Annotated in this window: 12 protein-coding genes and 3 tRNA genes; 8 read left to right on the forward strand and 7 right to left on the reverse strand. The window is 69.0% G+C overall.

Features of this window, described 5'->3' with window-relative positions; translation table 11 throughout:
• The first annotated feature begins 44 nt into the window (after positions 1–44).
• The 4 genes from ABR738_RS12965 to ABR738_RS12980 all read left to right on the forward strand — a co-directional run bounded on the left by ABR738_RS12965 (position 45) and on the right by ABR738_RS12980 (position 6,731).
• The gene (locus tag ABR738_RS12965) at positions 45–1,562 is read left to right on the forward strand and encodes a C2 family cysteine protease (RefSeq protein ID WP_350230131.1); all 1,518 of its coding nucleotides are present in this window, start codon (positions 45–47) and stop codon (positions 1,560–1,562) included.
• Positions 1,559–2,335 carry a hypothetical protein gene (locus ABR738_RS12970; protein ID WP_350230132.1) on the forward strand — a complete coding sequence of 259 codons (777 nt, stop codon included), beginning with the start codon at positions 1,559–1,561 and terminating at the stop codon, positions 2,333–2,335. Before ABR738_RS12965 ends, ABR738_RS12970 begins: the two co-directional genes overlap by 4 nt.
• A gap of 262 nt (positions 2,336–2,597) precedes the next feature.
• Positions 2,598–6,290: an RHS repeat domain-containing protein gene (locus ABR738_RS12975; RefSeq protein ID WP_350230133.1), complete on the forward strand. Its 3,693-nt coding sequence runs from the start codon at positions 2,598–2,600 to the stop codon at positions 6,288–6,290.
• A 6-nt stretch (positions 6,291–6,296) separates the two neighbouring features.
• Positions 6,297–6,731 (forward strand): hypothetical protein, encoded by a 435-nt coding sequence (locus tag ABR738_RS12980; RefSeq protein WP_350230134.1) that lies wholly within the window; start codon positions 6,297–6,299, stop codon positions 6,729–6,731.
• Positions 6,732–7,373: 642 nt separating this feature from the next.
• On the opposite strand, the gene ABR738_RS12985 is transcribed toward ABR738_RS12980, so the two are convergent.
• The 4 genes from ABR738_RS12985 to ABR738_RS13000 all read right to left on the reverse strand — a co-directional run bounded on the left by ABR738_RS12985 (position 7,374) and on the right by ABR738_RS13000 (position 8,807).
• Entirely contained in the window at positions 7,374–7,787 is a 414-nt protein-coding gene (locus ABR738_RS12985) for a hypothetical protein (protein WP_350230135.1), read from the reverse strand.
• Positions 7,788–8,414: 627 nt separating this feature from the next.
• Positions 8,415–8,491: transfer RNA gene (locus ABR738_RS12990), tRNA-Ile, on the reverse strand.
• Between the two features lie 165 nt (positions 8,492–8,656).
• Positions 8,657–8,729, reverse strand: a tRNA-Asn gene (locus ABR738_RS12995).
• Between the two features lie 5 nt (positions 8,730–8,734).
• Positions 8,735–8,807, reverse strand: a tRNA-Asn gene (locus tag ABR738_RS13000).
• Positions 8,808–8,978: 171 nt separating this feature from the next.
• On the opposite strand from ABR738_RS13000, the gene ABR738_RS13005 reads away from it, so the two are divergent.
• The 4 genes from ABR738_RS13005 (at position 8,979) to ABR738_RS13020 (ending at position 14,635) form a co-directional block, all read left to right on the forward strand.
• Positions 8,979–9,278 carry a YtxH domain-containing protein gene (locus tag ABR738_RS13005; protein ID WP_350234546.1) on the forward strand — a complete coding sequence of 100 codons (300 nt, stop codon included), beginning with the start codon at positions 8,979–8,981 and terminating at the stop codon, positions 9,276–9,278.
• Between the two features lie 123 nt (positions 9,279–9,401).
• On the forward strand, positions 9,402–10,847 hold the full coding sequence (locus ABR738_RS13010) for a xylulokinase (protein WP_350230136.1): 1,446 nt from the start codon (positions 9,402–9,404) through the stop codon (positions 10,845–10,847).
• Between the two features lie 129 nt (positions 10,848–10,976).
• Positions 10,977–12,710 (forward strand): ABC transporter ATP-binding protein, encoded by a 1,734-nt coding sequence (locus ABR738_RS13015; protein WP_350234547.1) that lies wholly within the window; start codon positions 10,977–10,979, stop codon positions 12,708–12,710.
• Positions 12,707–14,635 carry an ABC transporter ATP-binding protein gene (locus tag ABR738_RS13020; RefSeq protein WP_350230137.1) on the forward strand — a complete coding sequence of 643 codons (1,929 nt, stop codon included), beginning with the start codon at positions 12,707–12,709 and terminating at the stop codon, positions 14,633–14,635. The genes ABR738_RS13015 and ABR738_RS13020 overlap by 4 nt, the downstream gene beginning before the upstream one ends.
• 50 nt (positions 14,636–14,685) lie before the next feature.
• On the opposite strand, the gene ABR738_RS13025 is transcribed toward ABR738_RS13020, so the two are convergent.
• From ABR738_RS13025 to ABR738_RS13035, 3 genes are all read right to left on the reverse strand, one after another.
• Complete coding sequence (locus ABR738_RS13025; protein WP_350230138.1) at positions 14,686–15,945, reverse strand: RNA polymerase sigma factor; 1,260 nt, start codon at positions 15,943–15,945, stop codon at positions 14,686–14,688.
• A gap of 167 nt (positions 15,946–16,112) precedes the next feature.
• Complete coding sequence (gene dnaG / locus ABR738_RS13030; protein WP_350230139.1) at positions 16,113–18,008, reverse strand: DNA primase; 1,896 nt, start codon at positions 18,006–18,008, stop codon at positions 16,113–16,115.
• 29 nt (positions 18,009–18,037) lie between these two features.
• Positions 18,038–19,300, reverse strand: coding sequence for an NAD(P)/FAD-dependent oxidoreductase (locus tag ABR738_RS13035; protein WP_350230140.1), 1,263 nt, complete (start codon positions 19,298–19,300; stop codon positions 18,038–18,040).
• Between the last annotated feature and the right edge of the window lie 77 nt (positions 19,301–19,377).

Consider the following 19,377-nt stretch of genomic DNA (forward strand, 5'->3'; position numbering starts at 1 on the left):
CGGGGCTTCGCACCCACACCCACACCCGCACCCGGAGCAGGGCGATGACCGACTTCCGCGGCTTCGACACCGAGCAGATACGCTCCCTCGCCGCCGGCCTGCGCAAGCAGGGCGATGACGCGCAGGGTCTCCACCACGACCTCGCCTGGCTGCTCACCGAGGCACAGCAGCTCATGAAGGGCAAGCCCGCCACCACCGACCCGCAGTTGAGCCCCCTGGTAGGGCAGATCTTCACCTTCTCGCTCTTCGGCAACGGCCCCTCGTCCCTGCCGGGCGTGCTCGGCGGCGAGCTGGGCGACATGGCGGGCTCGATGGATCGCCGCAGCAAACAGCTGGACGAGGTCAAGGTGCTCATCGAGCACGGGTACGCGGTCGACCCGTCTCTGCTCTTCGCCGACGAGGACGCCCCCAGCGAGAAGGACGTCACCGACGCGCTGAAGAAGATCCACGAGCTGGACGGGAAGGACTTCGGCACCAACGGCAACCGCGACGACCTCCAGAAAGTCAAGCGCCTGCTGGACGGCATGACGGCCGCCGAGCTCGACGCCTTCTTCGACAAGGTCCCCGAGGCCGACCTCAAGCGCTACAACGACCTGATCAACGATACGGACGACAGCGTCTGGAAGTGGTGGGACGAGAACGGCCTGCCCGAGGGCGACCGCCGCGACCACCTCAGTGCGATCCTGGCGAAGCTGGGGCCCTCGCACTGGGCGAAGGCGCAGGCCGCGTTTCCCGGGATGCAGCCGGGCTTCGACACCACGGACGCCTTCCTGGACGGCCAGAACGCGCAGAACGGCAACGAAGCCAAAGGCATGCACTGGGGGGACCCCGGCAAACCGCTCTTCGCCCCGGGCACCGACGGCAAGGAGATCACGGCCGCCGACATCATGCAGGGGCGCTTCGCCGACTGCTGGTACATCGCGTCCCTGACCTCGACCGCCCAGGTGAACCCGCAGTTCATCCGGGACGGCATCGTCCAGAACCCGAACGGCACGGTGAACGTGCGCATCTGGGACAAGGACGGCAACAAGCGCTGGGTGACGGTCACACCGGACCTGCCGCTGGACAAGAGCGGCAATGTCCTGGGCGCCACCTCCGGCGGCTCGGTCTGGCCGGCGTACTACGAGAAGGCGTTCGCCCTTGTCTACGGCGGCGACCGCGGCGGCGCACCGGACGGCAAGATCGGCAACCCGAAGTACGATCGCGCGGAGCGCGGCGACTACGGGGCAACCGAGTGGGACAACACGGACAAGGCGCCGCCGTACGTGACCGGCCACGACTCGGACGGCATCAGCAACAACGTTCCGGCCCTGCGCAAAAGCTTCGAGTCGGGCCACCCGATCATCGTCCAGACCGGCAGTGGCGAGGACGCCCAGCAGAAGGGTCACGCCCTGTGGAGGGACACCTTCTCGACCCGGCACGTGTACTACGTGAAGGGTTTCCAGGGCGACAACATCGTCCTGGGCAACCCCTGGGGTCCGCCCAACGCGGACATCGTGGCCACGCCGGAGCAGTACAAAGAGTTCTTCAGTGATCCACAGGCCCTGGAGGTGCCCAAGTGACAGCCCGCATACGGCCCGTACGCGCCGCCGCACTGGCGGGATGCATGCTGGTACTGGCGGCGGGCTGTGGGGGCGCCTCCGGTGGCGTCGACGCGTCCACCACGCCCCCGCCGCGCTCCCCCGCCCCCGCTCCCCCCGCCGACAAGGGCCCCGAGTGCGAGGGCGCCCCGGCCGCCAAGGGCCTGCACGTCCTGCGCGGCGGCTCGGAGACGCTGCCCGGCGGGGCCGGCGCGGTGCTGTACAAGGAGGGCGGCTCGGACGGGACGCACCGCACGGCGACCCTGACCAACGGCACGGGCACGGGCACCGCGTCGGCGGGCACCGAGTCCTGGCCGGTGCGGCCAGGCCAGTCCCTCACGGTGAAGGGCAAGGCCTTCACCGTCTCGCAGATCTGTACGTACCGAGTCGTACTCACGCCGAAGGACGAGACCACCGTGAACCAGTCGCCCGTGCCCAACGCCGTCGACCCGAGGTGGCCGGACCTGACGGACGGGCGTCTGCGCCTGCGCTGGCACGTTCCGAACACCGAGCAGCACGGCGCGATCAGCGCCGTCCTGCATGACGTCGACGCCGACCCGGCCCGCGCCTACATCGCGGTCACCAGCCGCGCCGGCGGCGGCGCCAGCTACCAGGACGCCCGCGTCGGCGACACCCTCGAATTCGCGGGCCGCCTCTGGAAGCTGACCGTCATCGACACGGGTGACGGCAACCCGTCCATGGCGAACCCCCACTCGGGGTACGTCGACCTCCAACTGCTCGGCCCGTCCGCCTGAACCGGGGGCGCCCTCACGGCCCGGCTCTCCACGGCCCCGCGTCGTTCCTGGCGGGCCCGCAGGCCGCGTCCCGGCTACGGCCCGGACGGCGTCGCCTGCATAGGTGATCGGATCATTGTCAACCAGCCATGGAATCCCACCAGTTGACGCGGCCCACCTCAATACGCCGGGTCTCGATGCTTGACCAAACGGGCGAGCCCGCACCACCGTCACTGGCGGATCGCGAGCCACCGAGTTGACGCGGCACTTCGACGACTACGGCATGGTCGACTCGGTCTTCCAAAGCGGCGACACCAGCAAACCCGGCGACGAGCAGTGCGCCACCACGACCTATGCTCGCAACACCGGCATCTGGCTCCTCGACAAAGTCGCCGAGGTTCGGACCATTCCCACGGAATGTGGTGTGCACGGTTACGTCACCGACGACACCCGCACCTACTTCGACAACAACACCGACCTGAAGGCCGCCCCCACCAAGGGCGATGTGACCAAGACCGAAAAGCTCACCGGCGACGGTACCGCCTACGAGACCATTTCCTCGGTTCCCAGCACCTGCGGGCTCAGCCAGAACCAGCTCTGCTACGACCAGTACGGCCGCGGCCTCGTCGCCGCCGACGCCTACGGCAACACCACCTCCACCGCCTATACCCCGGCCAGTGGCGAACCGCCGACAAAGACCGTCCTTACCAACGCGCTGGGCCACACGGTGACCGCCCTGTTCGAGCCGCTGCGCGGCCAGCCGACGCAGGTCACCGACGCCAACGGCAAGGTCACCACCAACGGATACGACGCCCTGGGCCGGATTTCCGAAGTCTGGATCGCCTCACGTTCCGCGCTCGCCTATCCCAACTCGCCCAACTTCGCATTCGGTTACCAGATCCGTAACGACGGGCCGACCGTGGTGACCAAGACCAGCCTCACCCATGACAGTCAGCTCGACACCAGTTACTCCTTCTTCGACGGGTTGCTGCGTGCCAGGGAGACCCAGGCCGAGTCGCCCGACCGCTCGGGACGCCTGGTCAGCGAAACCTTTTACAACACCCGCGGCGAAGCCAACCGCACCTCCGGCACCTACTACGCCACTGGCAAGGCCGAACCTGTACTGGTCACGGGCGCGGAATCCACTGACTACCCCGCATCCGGGGAAACCCAGTTTGACGGTGCGGGCCGCGTCATCTCCGTGCTCAGCAAGCGGTACGGCGACGTGAAGGAAAAGACTGTCACCAGCTACACGGGTGACACCACCACCGTCATTCCACCGCAGGGCGGCACCAGCACCACGACGGTCGTCGACGCTCTCGGACGTACCACAGAACTGCGCCAGTACACTGACGCGGACCGCACCGCGTACCAGACCACCCTGTACAGCTACAACAATTACGGGCGCCTGCAACAGGTAACCGACCCGTCCGGCGCCAAGTGGACCTATACCTACGACACTCGTGGTCGTCAGACCAGCCTCGACGACCCCGACAAGGGCGTCACTAAAACTGTCTACGACAAGGGGGATCGGGCCACCGACTCCATCGATGCCCGTGGCATCATCCTGCATACAGACTTCGACACCCTCGGTCGCAAAACCGCCCTCAAGAAAGGCAGCAGCACTCTCGCCGCTTGGACCTACGACACCATCGCCAAGGGAAAGCTCAGCAAGTCGACCCGCTACGCCGGCTCGGACGCCTATACCGTAGAGATCACGGGCTACGACGACCTCTACAATCCCACGGACACCGTTGCCACCGTCCCTGCCAGCGAGGGCAAACTCGCCGGCGCCTACGAGTGGTTCGCGGGTTACAACGCGAACAGTGGTCAGCAGGAGTACACCTATCAACCGGCGGTCGGCGACCTGCCGGAAGAACAGGTTTCCACGGCCTACACAGCGGTCCACGGCCTGGTCGACTTCGCCTACGCTGGCAGCGACCCTTTGATCTCGGCCACCACATACGACCACTACGGTAAGCCGCTCCGCCAGGAATACGGCGCCTTCAACCAGCACGCGTGGACCACCACCGAATACGACGACCACACGGGACAACCCACGCGCGTCACCAACGACCGCGACACCAGCCCCAAGCGCATCGACGACACGCACTACGGCTACGACCCGGCGGGCAACCTCACCGCGGCAGCCGCAGCCTACGGCCAGGACACCACCCGCACTACCGACACCCAGTGCTTCACCACCGACGCCCTGCGCCGCGTCACCGAAGCCTGGACGAACACCGGCGAACAGTGCGCCACCAACCCATCTGCCGGGGTCGTCGGCGGACAGGACCCGTACTGGACGAGCTACGCCTACGACGCGGTCGGCAACCGCAAGACCGAAACTCAGCACGCGACCAGCGCCCGACCGGCAGCCAACACCACACGCACCTACGCCGCGCCCGCCCCCGGCACCCACAACCTGCCGAAGGTCACGCAGACCGGCTCCGCCGCGCACGATGAGACCTACGCGTACGACCAGAACGGCAACACCAGATCCCGTTCTGTCGGCCCCAGCACTCAAACCCTGTCCTGGGACGACGAGGGCCACCTCAAAGCCCTCACCGACGGCGCCAATACCAGCGACTACCTGTACGACGCCGAGGGACAGCGCCTCGTCCGACGCGACTCAACCGGTACCACCCTCTACCTCCCCGGCGGCAACGAACTCCATCTCGACAAGGCCGGCATCGTCAGCGGCACCCGCTACTACACTGTCGGCGGACAGACCGTCGCCATGCGAACCGGCGCCAAACTCACCTACCTTCTGAGCGACCCCCACGGCACCGGAACCACCCAGATCACCACCGACAGCACCCAAGCGGTCACACGCCGCAAATCCACCATCTTCGGCGCCCCCCGAGGCGCGGAGCCCACCAACTGGGCCGGAGACAAGGGCTTCGTCGGCGGCACGAAGGACTCCGACACCGGTCTCACCCACCTTGGCCACCTTGGCGCCCGCGAATACGACCCGACCATCGGCCGCTTCATATCCGTCGACCCGCTCATGGATCTGTCTGACCCACAACAGGCACACGGGTATACCTACGGCAACAACAACCCCCTCGCCTACACAGACCCCACCGGCCTCTGGCGTGATGACGGCAGCGGACACTCCGAACAGCGCGACACCAATGGCGTCTCCACCGGCCCATCGCCTCAGTACCAGCAAGGAGTCACTGGAAAGGTCGGCGGCGGCGGTGACGGAGGAAAAGGCGGAGGCGGCGACGGAGGAAAGGGCGGAAGCGGCGGAAGCGGCGGAAAAGGCAGCGGCGGCAGCAGGGGCAGCGGCCAGCTCGCAGCCGACGGTTCGAGGACGATTCAATTCAACGTGGGAGCCGGACCCGACCGCGGGGTGATCGTGGCCCGCTTCTTTATTCACACCCAAGAGGCTGCGCTGGGCATGCTGCTGGGCGATAATCGCGGCTTCACAGATGACCCGGATGCCCCCTTCCGCATGAAGGTCGTCTGGGACACCGCTACGGGTGAAGTCACATTCACCGTCGCCCCCTCTCGAACAACCGGACGGCGTATCGTCGAAGAAGGCGGGCTGGGGAAGGTTGGCAAGCCAAAGCTGATCGAAGGCGACCCTGAGACGATACCCGCCGACCCCATCTACAGGAATTCGGCGTCATGGAAGACCGTGCTCGCAAGGAACGTCATCAATGGCGGTGGCGATGCCGACGGCCTGAATGTGAGCATTCATGGGGTAAACAGCCTCATGCCGATCTTCGCAGCCGACGACGAATTCCATATTCGGTTCACCAAAAAGGGAACCTACGTGATGCGGTCGGGTGACGCGTATCCCGACATGGAGGTCTACCAATACCAGCGGGGTCAATCGGTGCGCACGCTGGCCACCGACAGCATGGCGCACGCGTCCAACGCAATGAACGGCCTGGATGTGTCCCCCATCGGGTTCCCCAAAATTGACAAGATGTGGAAAAATGGCACATGCATTACAGGATGCTGAGAGCATATGACAACAGACGTGGATAATCCCACTCCAGAAGAAAAGCAGAATTGGATCGCGCTCTGCGCCATACGATACTGTGTGACATTCGTGATCGGATGGATTGTGACGGCAGCTGTCGGTCCGCCGGGGCAGGACCCGCACCAGCCCGGGAGATTCGCAGAAATGTCGAGGTGGGCGTCGTTCAAAGACTACATGTCCGCATGTCCCGCGATGTTCCTGCTGATCGCCGTCCCCTCCGTGGTCATTATCATGTGCATGGGGTATCGAGGCCAGAAGATGCCTATCGAGCAGCTTCGAGTCACAACGGGCGTTCTCCTCATGCTCCCCCTTTGGGTCATGCTGTTTTCCGGCGCGTTGCTCCCACTGATTGTCCAAGCGGCATTCCAGGGGATCTTCGCTGCCACGATGCCGGCACCTTTGGCTCCGAGACAGGATTGATCCAGCCGGGGGCGGTCGTTGCCTCAACACCCGCCCCCGGCCGGTTTTGCCCCCGCTCACGTCGGTCACGTGCGTGAGGCGCGCGTCGCCCGAAATTGGGTGACTTTCGAAAAATCAAGGGGTGCGCCTCAGTGATTCCTGCGAGTGCTGCCGGGCCTCTGCGAGGGAGCATTCCGCTCCACCGGATACAATTTCGGGGCGTGTTCTTGCGCTCAACCTCTGAACAATGCACATGGCGCAGCCTCTGAAAACTGCTCCCGCGCGTAGCCCAGGAGCCGGGCGAATCGCGGCAAGACCTGCTCCTCGGCGAAACGGAAGACCGCGTAATAGAAGAACGTGACGACGAGCGTGGGGACTCCGGTCCCGGCCGTCTCATCGAGTCCGATGCCATGCCGTGCCATGCCACAGAGCCACGGCGATGAGCCAGCCGATCGCAGCGGGCACAGCCGGCGTCGGTACTAGGCTTCCGGGCCGGGCCGGGGCGTCGTCGGCGTCGGATCTGGCCCAGGCCTGGTCGCGCTGGAAGTCCTCGGTGGTGCTGTCGGCCGGCCTCGCTCCAGTCTCGGGCGGGGTCGACCATGTAGTGGCGGCCGTCCCCCCTACGTACGAGCTGCTGGCCAAGGAGGAAAGGGGCGGGGCGAGTCATTGACCGTTCCCAGCCCACCCGACGCCGCGACGCACGGGGGCGCAGAGACGGCGGGGGTCTGCTTCCCGCCCGAGGAGTTGCCCTTGAGGTAGCGCGCGACGCGGGCGCGGAAGTCGTTCGAAGAAGGAGGGGTCGGGCTTGCCCGGCTGCCATTCCTCATGATCGATGACGAACCCGTCGCTCCGGCCGTGCGCCCGGCGCAGCTGCGGCGGCACAGGGGACTGCGGCGTCCACCTGGGCCTCGGGCAGACCTCTGGCCAAGGATCGCTGCCCTCGTCCGAGTTGATCAGCGCGGCGCCGTAGAAGCAGCTGCTGCCGTCGGTGTTCGCCTCGTTGTCGGCGCCGGGCGGGGCTCGTTCATCGATGACGGCCTGGAGGACGTCCGTCGCCGAGGCCGGCGTGGTCAGCACGGCCCGAACGGTGCGATCAGTGCCGTGATGGCCAATTGACGGTTGCCCCCCGTGTCCAGCCCTCCCGATCCTTGCGTACCTCGGCGACTTCACTTCCAGTGCTTTCAGCCACAGCTCGTCCGTGCGCCGGTCGGGCCTGTCCACACACAAGCACAGCCACTCTCGGTCAGCCCGAGGGCTCACCGCGTCCGCGGTGGCTGGTCCTCTTGGCATCGCCCACGCAACCAGCAAGGGCTCCTGTCTGTGACGCACGCCACGCTCAACGTGCGCGGCAGTGGGCACGGAACCTTGTCCGACCGGACCTTTGCTTTGCGTCGGCGACCTGGGCGACGTGCCCCTCGGGGATCAGAGGCCTTCCACCACGCTCCTGCGTGTCCCCGTCGACCGGGCGACCGGACCGGGACCTGGGGGCCTGGCCTCTCGGATCCCCCGCTCCGCCCACCGACCACGCCCCTCCATGAGACGGAGCGGCGCCCGACCCGGCCGCCTGGCCCCTGACGGGCGAAAAGCTCCTTCCCGCAGTCCTCGGGCCGCGCGTGAGGGAACAGCGAGAGCCGTCGAGGACCCGGCGGGTTCCTCCGGGAACGCCAAAGGCGCGGGTTAAAACGTTTCTGCGCAGGGAACTGCTGGTGGGGCGGGTGGGACTCGAACCCACGGCCGACGGATTATGAGTCCGCTGCTCTAACCGGCTGAGCTACCGCCCCTTTACGGCGCGTCGCGCACATGTGTGCGCGCCGTCTGCCGCAGCATAGCCGCTCATACGATCTCCTGCCTCGGATGGTCGGCTTCGCACGCCCATGAGGACTTCGCGGGGATCCCGGCGGTTCCACCGGATACGAAAAAGGACCCCGAAGGGTCCGATTCCGCTGCTCTCCCGACTGGACTCGAACCAGTAACCTGCCGGTTAACAGCCGGCTGCTCTGCCAATTGAGCTACAGGAGACCGAGCTCCCCCGACTGGACTCGAACCAGTAACCTGCCGGTTAACAGCCGGCTGCTCTGCCAATTGAGCTACAGGGGAATGTCTCGTCGCCTCGAACGTACCCACCTGGGGTGACCCCGGGCGGCGTGCGTTCGCTGCGACACATACATTAGCGCAAGCAGGGGGGTGCTCCGCCAATCGGTTCCGCCCCGGGTGATCACGGGGCTGCGCGGGTAGGCGCGGCTCACACGCTAGGGAAGGGTGACCGCCATGCGATACCGGCTCTCGTTCGCCGCCGGAATGGCTCTTGGATACGTGCTCGGGACCCGGGCCGGCCGCGAGCGCTACGAGCAGTTGAAGAAGTCCGCGCGCCAGGTGGCGCAGAACCCCGCCGTGCGCAACACCGCCGAGTCGGCCGCGCAGACCTCGCGGGACGTGGCGGGCAAGGCGTTCCACGCGGTGAGCGAGAAGGTCGGGGACAAGGTGCCGGCCTCCGTGGCCGGCCGGGTGCGCTCCCTGCGCGAGCGCGGTCAGGGCGGCGAGGACGACTGGGGCACCAGCAACACCTGACGCACCGGCAACACCTGACGCGCCGACGACGCCCGCGGCGCGGGACGCCGCCCTGGCCGGGCGGCAGCGTTGTCCCGGCCACTGCCGTCCCGGCCGCCCCGCCCGTGCGGCAGAATCGGGGCCATGGGGATAGTCGCCGGTCTTGACAGTTCTTCCGCCTTCACGCGCATCGTCGTCTGCGACACGGACACGGGCGCCGTTCTGCGCCAGGGGTACGCCCCCCACCCGGTCGAACCCAAGGCCACGGAGGTCGATCCGCAGGCGTGGCTGCTCTCGCTCGGGGAGGCGGCGAGCGGCGGGCTGCTCGAAGGGGTCGAGGCGATCGGCGTCTCGGCCCAGCAGCACGGGCTGCTGCCGCTGGACGGCGCGGGCAATCTCGTACGTCCCGCGCTGACCGGCAACGACAAGCGGGCCCAGGTCTCCGCCGCCGATCTGGTGGACGGGCTCGGCAGCCGGGAGGCCTGGGCGCAGGCCGTGGGCTGTGTGCCGCAGGCCGCGCAGGCCGTGGCCAAGCTGCGCTGGATCGCGCGCAACGAGCCGGAGGCCGCCAAGCGCACCGTCGGTGTCCTCCAGGCGCACGACTGGCTGGTGTGGCAGCTGCTCGGCCGGCCGGCCCGGCGCACCACCGACCGGGGCGCCGCCTCCGGCACCGGCTACTGGTCGGCGGCCACCGGCTTCTACCGTCCCGATCTGGTCGAGCTCGCGCTCGGCCACCAGGTGGCGCTGCCGGAAGTGCTCGGGCCATCGGACGCGGCCGGCACCACCCCCGAGGGGCTGCTGATCTCGGCCGGTACGGGCGAGACGATGGCGGCCGCGTTCGGGCTCGGCGTCGGCGTGGGCGACGCGGTGGTCTCGCTCGGCGCCTCGGGTTCGGTCATGGCCGTGCACCACGAGGCGCTGGCCGATCCGAGCGGGATGATTACGTCCTTCGCCGACGCGACGGGGATGCATCTGCCCGTCGTGCATACGAGCAATGCCGTCCGTGCCCTGCGCGGGACGGCGCAGATGCTCGGCGTCGACGACCTCGCGGCCCTGAGCGAGCTCGCCCTCACCTCCACCCCCGGCGCCTGCGGTCTGGTCCTGCTGCCCTACCTGGAGGGCGAGCGCACCCCCCGCCTTCCGCACGCCGCCGGCACGCTTTCGGGGCTGCGGCGCGAGTCGATGCAGCCGGAGCACCTGGCCAGGGCCGCCTTCGAGGGGATGCTCTGCTCGCTCGCCGACGCCCTGGACGTGCTGCGCGGGCGCGGCGTCGAGGTGCGGCGGGTCTTCCTGCTGGGCGCGGCGGCCGAACTGCCCGCCGTGCAGGCGGCGGCGCCCGCGATCTTCGGTACGCAGGTCGTCGTGCCGCAGCCCGCCGAGTACGCGGCGCTCGGCGCGGCCCGCCAGGCCGCCTGGGCGCTCGGGGTCGCCCGTGGCACGCTCGCCGCCCACACCCCGCCCGCCTGGCAGGGGGCGTCGGCGCAGGTCTTCGAGGCCGGTGAGGAACTGGCCGTGGGGCAGGCGGTCCGTCAGCAGTACGTCGCGACGCGTGACGAGATACACCCCGGCGCCTTCGGCCAGGGTGCTTGACGCGCGCCCGCCGTACGCTCTTTGCTATTCCTTTTGACTCCAGCGCGATAATCGCTTGAGCTTCCAGGGGTGGGGTGTCGCAAGATGGGGGGTCGAACCCCCGATCTTGCCGACCCGGAGAGCCTGCGCGTGCTCATACGTCTCCTGCGGTCCCACCTAGGGCCGTACAAGAAACCGATCGCCTTCCTGGTGCTGCTGCAACTCTTGCAGACCAGCGCCACCCTTTACCTGCCCACCCTGAACGCGAACATCATTGACAACGGTGTCGTCAACGGTGACACGGGCTACATCCTGGGTCACGGCGGCATCATGATCGCCATCAGCCTCGTCCAGGTGCTGTGCAACATCGGTGCCGTCTTCTTCGGCGCCAGGACCGCGGCCGCGCTCGGGCGCGACGTCCGGGCCGCCGTCTTCGCGCGGGTGCAGTCCTTCTCGGCCCGCGAGGTCGGTCAGTTCGGGGCGCCGTCCCTGATCACCCGCACCACCAATGACGTCCAGCAGGTCCAGATGCTGGTCCTGATGACGTTCACCCTGATGGTGTCCGCGCCGATCATGTGCGTCGGCGGCATCATCATGGCGCTCGGCCAGGACGTGCCGCTCTCGGCGGTGCTGCTCGCCGTCGTACCCGTCCTCGGCGTCGCGGTCTCGCTGATCGTGCGCCGGATGCGGCCGCTGTTTCGCACCATGCAGACCCGCCTGGACACCGTGAACCGGGTGCTGCGCGAGCAGATCACCGGCAACCGCGTGATCCGCGCCTTCGTGCGCGACGCCTACGAGCAGGACCGCTTCAAGGGTGCCAACACCGAGCTCACCGACGTCACACTCGCGACCGGCCGCCTGATGGCGCTGATGTTCCCGACGGTCATGACCGTCGTGAACGTCTCCTCGGTCGCCGTGGTCTGGTTCGGCGCGCACCGCATCGACAGCGGCGACATGCAGATCGGCCAGCTCACCGCGTTCCTGGCCTACCTCATGCAGATCGTGATGGCCGTGATGATGGCCACCTTCATGTTCATGATGGTGCCGCGCGCCGAAGTCTGCGCCGAACGCATCGAGGAAGTCCTCGCCACCGACACCAGTGTGGTGGCGCCCAGGAGCCCGGTGCTGGAACTGCGTCGGCACGGCCATCTGGAAGTGCGCGGCGCCGACTTCAAGTACCCCGGCGCCGAGGCGTCCGTACTGCGCGGCGTGGACCTGGTGGCAAGGCCCGGCGAGATCACCGCCGTCATCGGCTCGACGGGCAGCGGCAAGTCCACGCTGCTCGGCCTCGTGCCGCGCCTGATGGACGCGACCGACGGGCAGGTCCTGGTCGACGGCGAGGACGTGCGCACCCTCGACCCCGTCCTGCTGGCCAAGACCGTCTCCCTCGTACCGCAGAAGCCGTACCTGTTCTCCGGCACCGTCGCCACCAACCTGCGCTACGGCAACCCCGACGCGAGCGACGACGAGCTCTGGCACGCCCTGGAAGTGGCGCAGGCCAAGGACTTCGTCTCCCGCCTCGACGGCGGCCTCGACGCGCCGATCGCGCAGGGCGGCACCAACGTCTCCGGCGGCCAGCGCCAACGGCTCGCCATCGCGCGCACCCTGGTCCAGCGCCCGGAGATCTACCTCTTCGACGACTCCTTCTCGGCGCTCGACTACGCCACCGACGCGGCGCTGCGCTCCGCGCTCGCCCGTGAGACCGCCGAGGCCACGGTCGTGATCGTGGCCCAGCGGGTCTCCACCATCCGCGAAGCCGACCGCATCATCGTCCTCGACGAGGGACGGGTCGTGGGGACCGGCCGCCATCACGAACTGATGGCCGACAACGAGACGTACCGGGAGATCGTGCTCTCCCAGCTGACGGAGGCTGAGGCGGCATGAGCGGGCCCGGTGGACGCATGATGATGGGCGGCGGCCCCGATCAGCGGTCGATGAACTTCAAGGACTCCGGAAAACGGCTGGTCAAACGGCTCGCACCGGAGAAGGCCACGCTGAGTGTGATGCTCCTCGCGGTCGTGTGCAGCGTCGGTCTCTCGGTGGTCGGGCCGAAGATCCTCGGCAAGGCGACCGACCTGGTCTTCGCCGGGGTCGTCGGACGCAAGATCCCCGAGGGCGTCACCAAGGCGCAGGCCCTGGACGGCCTGCGCCACAAGGGCCAGGGCGGCCTCGCCGACATGCTCTCCGGAGTGGACTTCCACCCCGGCCACGGCATCGACTTCGACGGCGTCGCACGTGTGCTGCTCGCGGCGCTCGCGGTGTACGTGGGCGCGGGGCTGCTCATGCTCGTGGCGACCCGGCTGTCCAACCGCGCCATCAACAAGACCGTGTTCCGCATGCGCGAGGACATCCAGAGCAAGCTGTCGCGGCTGCCGCTGTCCTACTTCGACAAGGCCAAGCGCGGTGAGGTGCTCAGCCGCGCCACCAACGACATCGACAACATCTCGCAGACGATGCAGCAGACGATGGGCCAGCTCATCAACTCGCTCCTGACCATCGTCGGCGTCCTGGTGATGATGTTCTGGATCTCCCCGCTGCTCGCCCTGGTGGCGCTGGTCACGGTGCCGCTGTCGATCGTGGTCGCCACCAGGGTCGGCAAGCGCTCGCAGCCCCAGTTCGTCCAGCAGTGGAAGTCCACGGGCAAGCTGAACGCGCACATCGAGGAGATGTACACCGGGCACGCCCTGGTGAAGGTGTTCGGCCGCCAGCAGGAGTCGGCGCGGGCGTTCGCCGAGCAGAACGACGCGCTGTACGAGGCCTCGTTCAAGGCGCAGTTCAACAGCGGCGTCATGCAGCCCCTGATGATGTTCGTGTCCAACCTGAACTACGTCCTGGTGGCGGTCGTCGGTGGTCTTCGGGTCGCGACGGGCTCGCTGTCCATCGGTGACGTGCAGGCGTTCATCCAGTACTCGCGGCAGTTCTCGATGCCGCTGACCCAGGTCGCCTCCATGGCCAACCTGGTGCAGTCCGGCGTCGCCTCCGCCGAGCGGATCTTCGAACTCCTCGACGCCGACGAGCAGGAGCCGGACACCTCATCGCCCGAGCGCCCCGAGGTGGCGCGCGGCGCGGTCGCCCTGGAGCACGTGTCCTTCCGCTACGAGCCCGACAAGCCGCTCATCGAGGACCTGTCCTTGACGGTGGAGCCCGGGCACACGGTCGCCATCGTCGGCCCCACCGGCGCCGGCAAGACGACCCTGGTCAATCTGCTCATGCGTTTCTACGAGGTCACCGGCGGCCGGATCACCCTGGACGGGGTGGACGCGGCGCGGATGACCCGCGAGGAGGTGCGGGCCGGCATCGGCATGGTGCTCCAGGACACCTGGCTGTTCGGCGGCACGATCGCGGACAACATCGCGTACGGCGCCCCGAAGGACGTGACCCGCGAGGAGATCGAGGAGGCGGCGAAGGCGGCCCACGCCGACCGCTTCATCCGTACGCTCCCCGAGGGCTACGACACCGTCATCGACGACGAGGGCTCCGGGGTCAGCGCGGGCGAGAAGCAGCTCATCACGATCGCGCGGGCGTTCCTGTCCGACCCGGTGATCCTGGTCCTCGACGAGGCGACGAGCTCGGTCGACACCCGCACGGAGGTGCTGATCCAGAAGGCGATGGCCCGGCTCGCGCACGGGCGTACGTCGTTCGTCATCGCGCACCGGCTCTCCACGATCCGGGACGCGGACGTGATCCTCGTGATGGAGGACGGCTCGATCGTCGAACAGGGCACGCACGACGAGCTGTTGGCGGCGGACGGCGCGTACGCCCGCCTGTACGCGGCCCAGTTCGCCCAGGCGGTCGCCGAAGTGGACTGATCCGTCGGCGTGTCGGGGCCGGTGCGCGGTGGTGCCGGCCCCTTTGCGTCTCAGTCCAGGTAACCCCGCAGCTGCTCCGCGAACGCGTGGTCGCGGAGTTTGTTCAGCGTCTTCGACTCGATCTGGCGGATCCGCTCCCGGGTCACGCCGAAGATGCGCCCTATCTCCTCCAGCGTGCGCGGCCGGCCGTCCGCGAGCCCGTACCGCAGCTGCACCACTTTGCGTTCGCGTTCACCGAGCGTGGACAGCACCGCTTCCAGATGCTGGCGAAGCAGCAGGAACGCGGCGGACTCCACGGGGGAGGCGGCGTCGCCGTCCTCGATGAGGTCGCCGAGCGCGACATCGTCCTCCTCCCCCACCGGCGCGTGCAGCGAGATCGGTTCCTGGGCCAGGCGCAGCACCTCGCCGACCCGTTCCGGGGTCAGGTCGAGGTGGGCGGCGACCTCGTCGGCTGTCGGCTCGTAGCCGCGTTCCTGAAGCATCCGGCGCTGGACGCGCACCACGCGGTTGATGAGTTCGACGACGTGCACGGGCACCCGTATGGTGCGGGCCTGGTCGGCGAGCGCCCGCGACATGGCCTGGCGGATCCACCAGGTCGCGTACGTGGAGAACTTGTAGCCCCGCGCGTAGTCGAACTTCTCCACCGCCCTGATCAGACCGAGGTTGCCCTCCTGGACCAGGTCGAGCATGGTCAGGCCGCGCCCCACGTACCGCTTGGCCACCGAGACCACGAGCCGCAGGTTCGCCTCGATGAGGCGGCGTTTGGCCATGCGGCCCATGACGACCAACGTGTCCAGATCCACGGCGAGTCGGGAGTCGAGGTCGGGGGCGGTGTTCAGCTTCTCCTCGGCGAACAGACCGGCCTCGACGCGCCGCGCCAGCTCGACCTCCTCGACGGCGGTGAGCAGCGGGATGCGTCCGATCTCGCGCAGGTACTGGCGAAAGAGGTCCGAGGAGGGGCCGCCTGTGTCGGCCCGGCCGGGGCCGGGGGCCGGGGGCCGGGGCGCCTCTTCCTCGAACGGTTCGGGCGCGGGCCCCGCCTGGGGCCCGGTCCGCTCCGTGTCCGGGCGGCGCGCGGGGCGGGGCCGCGGCGCCAGCGCTGCCGTGACGACGTCGTGGTCGGTCAGGGTCCGGGTCTGCACGGGGGCGACCTCCAGGGTGATCGCTGCCGGATCGGGGGCGTCCGGCAGCGGGACGGGGGCGGCCGGGCCGCATTCCGTCCCGGACTCATCGTTGAGCGGATCCGCGGGGGTGAGGTGCCCACCTGCGGGGGTGGGCCGGCCGCGCTCCGAGGACTCAGGCACCGCCATCCAGTGTGGGGTACGACACAGTCCCGCCGCGACGGGCGTGCGGTGACTTTTTGAAGCCGTGCGTGAGCGGGTGGTTACCCACGCGGTGGGCCGGGAGCGCCGGGTGGTCACCCGAGCGGCGGGGCCGGGCGCGGCCGCCGCGCGACCGGATCGGGCCGCCGCGGCGTCTAGAGCGCGGCCGCGCCCTTGTTGCGCAGGGCCTGACCGTACTGCTGAAGCACCCACAACTCGTTCTGTACGGCGGCCAGTTGGGCCGGGTCGCCGTGCTGGCCGAGGCGGGCGAGGCTGCCCTGGATGTCCAGGAGGCGCCGGTCGACGGCGCGGCGGCGCACGGCCACCAACTGCTCGCCCGCGTACGCCTCGTCGACGGTGCGGGCGTGGATGGCCTCGACGGCGAGCTCGGTGACCAGGGCGCGGACCACGTCGTTGGGCGCGCGGTCCATGACGGTGGGCAGATAGTCCGACGGGGCGTCGGTGGCGCCGCCCGCTTCCTGGATGCACTGGCGCACCGCCGCGTAGGGCGGCGCGGTGAACTCGTCCGCGCCATAGGCGTCGAACGCCGGGGAGACCAGGTGCGGGTACTGGAGCGCCAGCTTCAGCAGCTCCCGTTCGGTGCGGTGGGCGGGGCTGCGCAGGTTCAGCGCGGGGCCGGGGCCCACCGAGGGGCGGGGGGCGGCGCTCTCGTAGCCCTGGCGGCGGCCGGGCGCGGGCGCGGGGCCCTTGCCGCCCCGGTCGCGGGCCCAGCGGGCGAGCTGGGCGACGCGCTTGACCACGAACTGGGTGTCCAGGATGCCGAGGATGCCCGCGAGTTGGACGGCGACCTCGTGCTGGGAGGCGACGTTCTTGATGCGGGCCACGATGGGGGCCGCCTCGTCCAGGGCCGCGGCCCGCCCCGCCGGCGTCTCCAGGTCGTAGCGGCTCACGATCTGGCGGATGGCGAACTCGAAGAGCGGGGTGCGGGGCTGGACCAGCTCGGCGACCGCCTCGTCGCCCTTGGCCAGGCGCAGATCGCAGGGGTCCATGTTGTCGGGCGCGATCGCGATGTAGGTCTCGGCGGCGAACTTCTGGTCGTCCTCGAAGGCCCGCAGAGCCGCCTTCTGGCCCGCCGCGTCGCCGTCGAAGGTGAAGATCACGCGGGCCGAGCCGTTGTCCATGAGCAGCCGGCGAAGGATCTTGATGTGGTCGCCGCCGAAGGCGGTGCCGCACGTGGCGATCGCGGTGGTGACGCCGGCCAGGTGGCAGGCCATGACGTCGGTGTAGCCCTCGACGACGACCGCGCGGCTGGACTTGGCGATGTCCTTCTTGGCCAGGTCGATGCCGTACAGGACCTGCGACTTCTTGTAGATCGGCGTCTCGGGGGTGTTGAGGTACTTGGGGCCGTTGTCGTCGTCGCGCAGCTTGCGCGCGCCGAAGCCGACGACCTCGCCCGACACGTCGCGGATCGGCCACATCAGGCGGCCCCGGAAGCGGTCGATGGGGTTGCGGCGGCTCTCCTGGGCCAGGCCCGAGGTGAGCAGTTCCTTGTCGCTGAAGCCCTTGCCGCGCAGATAGCGCGTCAGGTGGTCCCAGCCCGCCGGGCTGTAGCCCACACCGAAGTGGGCGGCCGCCGCCTGGTCGAAGCCGCGCTCGGCGAGGAAGGCCCGGCCGATCTCCGCCTCGGGGCTGCCCAGCTGTTCGCTGTAGAACTGCGCGGCCGCCTTGTGCGCCTCGACCAGGCGGATGCGTTCGCCGCGCTGGTGCGAGGGGTTGTAGCCGCCCTCCTCGTAGCGCAGGGTGATACCCGCGGTGGCGGCCAGGCGCTCGACCGCCTCGGAGAACGACAGGTGGTCGATCTTGCGCACGAAGGCGATCGTGTCGCCGCCTTCCTGGCAGCCGAAGCAGTGGAAGAGACCCTTGCTCGGGCTGACCTGGAAGGACGGGGACTTCTCGTCGTGGAAGGGACACAGACCCTTGAGGTTGCCGCCGCCCGCGTTGCGCAGCTGGAGGTATTCGGACACGACGGCGTCGATCGGGACCGCGTCCCGTACCGCCTTCACGTCGTCATCGTTGATCCTGCCTGCCACGCGTGAAGTCTACGGGGACGCGCCGACACTCAGGGTGCGAGGGAGTCGAGCGGGACGGAAGCATCGGCGAGCGCGTCGGCGTCCACCTGGGCCCCGCCCCGGATGAGGGCCTGGATGGGCTCTGTGACATCCCACACGTTGACGTTCATCCCGGCCAGGACCCGGCGCTCCTTGAGCCAGAACGCGATGAACTCGCGCTTGCCCGTGTCCCCCCGGACCACCACCTGGTCGTAGGAGCCGGGCGGCGCCCAGCCCGAGTATTCGAGGCCGACGTCGTACTGGTCGGAGAAGAAGTACGGGATCCGGTCGTAGGTGATGTCCTGGTCCAGCATGGCGCGGGCGGCGGCCGGACCGCCGTTGAGCGCGTTGGCCCAGTGCTCCACGCGCAGCCGGACGCCGAGCAGCGGATGGTGGACCGCGGCCACGTCGCCGGCCGCGAAGATGTCGGGATCCGACGTCCGCAGCGAGGCGTCCACGGCGATGCCTCCGCCGTGCTCCCGGTCGACCATCGCGAGCCCGGCCGTCTCGGCGAGCGAGGTGCGCGGGGCCGCGCCGATCGCGGCGAGCACGTCGTGCGCGGGGTGCTCCTCGCCGTCGTCGGTGCGGGCCGCGAGCACCATGCCGTCCTGCCCGACGATCTCGGTGAGGCGGGCCCCGAAGTGGAAGCGGACGCCGTGCTCGGCGTGCAGGTCGGTGAAGAGCTGGCCGAGTTCGGGGCCCACCACGTTGTGCAGCGGGGTCGGCTCGGGCTCGACGACGGTGACCTCCGCGCCGTAGCCCCTGGCGGCCGCGGCGACCTCCAGGCCGATCCAGCCGGCGCCCGCGACGACGAGGTGGCCGTTGTCGCGGCCGAGCGCCTTCAGGACGTGCCTCAGGCGCTCGGCGTGGGCCAGGCGCCGCAGATGGTGGACGCCCGCCAGGCCGGTACCGGGGATCTCCAGGCGGCGCGGCTCGGCGCCGGTGGCCAGCAGCAGGCGGTCGTACTGGATGAGCGCGCCGTCACCGAGGCGGACCGTCTTGGCCGCGCGGTCGATGGCGGTCACGGGCTGGCCGAGGTGGAGCTCGATGTCGCGCTGCGCGTACCAGGCCGGCTCGTGCGTGAAGACGCTGTCGCGCTCCTCCTTGCCGGCCAGGAACCCCTTGGACAGGGGCGGCCGTTCATAGGGGTGCTCGCGTTCGTCACCGATGAGGATCACCCGCCCGCTGAACCCTTCGGCGCGAAGGGTCTCGGCGGCTTTCGCCCCGGCGAGACCGCCTCCCACGATCACGAATGTCCGATCTGCGTCGACCACTTGATGCCTCCTCGGTGCTTGCTGCGCGGCGCCGCCATCTGCGAGCGTCCCGCACGGAGCGTGATGGGGGAAGAGGG

The sequence above is a fragment of the Streptomyces sp. Edi4 genome (assembly GCF_040253615.1).
Lineage (GTDB): Bacteria > Actinomycetota > Actinomycetes > Streptomycetales > Streptomycetaceae > Streptomyces.

Excerpts from the sequence above, each read along its gene's own strand:
- ABR738_RS13010 (WP_350230136.1), top strand. The coding sequence starts at position 9,402 with ATGGGGATAGTCGCCGGTCTTGACAGTTCTTCCGCCTTCACGCGCATC.
- ABR738_RS12975 (WP_350230133.1), top strand. The coding sequence starts at position 2,598 with ATGGTCGACTCGGTCTTCCAAAGCGGCGACACCAGCAAACCCGGCGAC.
- ABR738_RS12980 (WP_350230134.1), top strand. The coding sequence starts at position 6,297 with ATGACAACAGACGTGGATAATCCCACTCCAGAAGAAAAGCAGAATTGG.
- ABR738_RS13025 (WP_350230138.1), bottom strand. The coding sequence starts at position 15,945 with ATGGCGGTGCCTGAGTCCTCGGAGCGCGGCCGGCCCACCCCCGCAGGT.
- ABR738_RS13005 (WP_350234546.1), top strand. The coding sequence starts at position 8,979 with ATGCGATACCGGCTCTCGTTCGCCGCCGGAATGGCTCTTGGATACGTG.
- ABR738_RS12965 (WP_350230131.1), top strand. The coding sequence starts at position 45 with ATGACCGACTTCCGCGGCTTCGACACCGAGCAGATACGCTCCCTCGCC.
- ABR738_RS13020 (WP_350230137.1), top strand. The coding sequence starts at position 12,707 with ATGAGCGGGCCCGGTGGACGCATGATGATGGGCGGCGGCCCCGATCAG.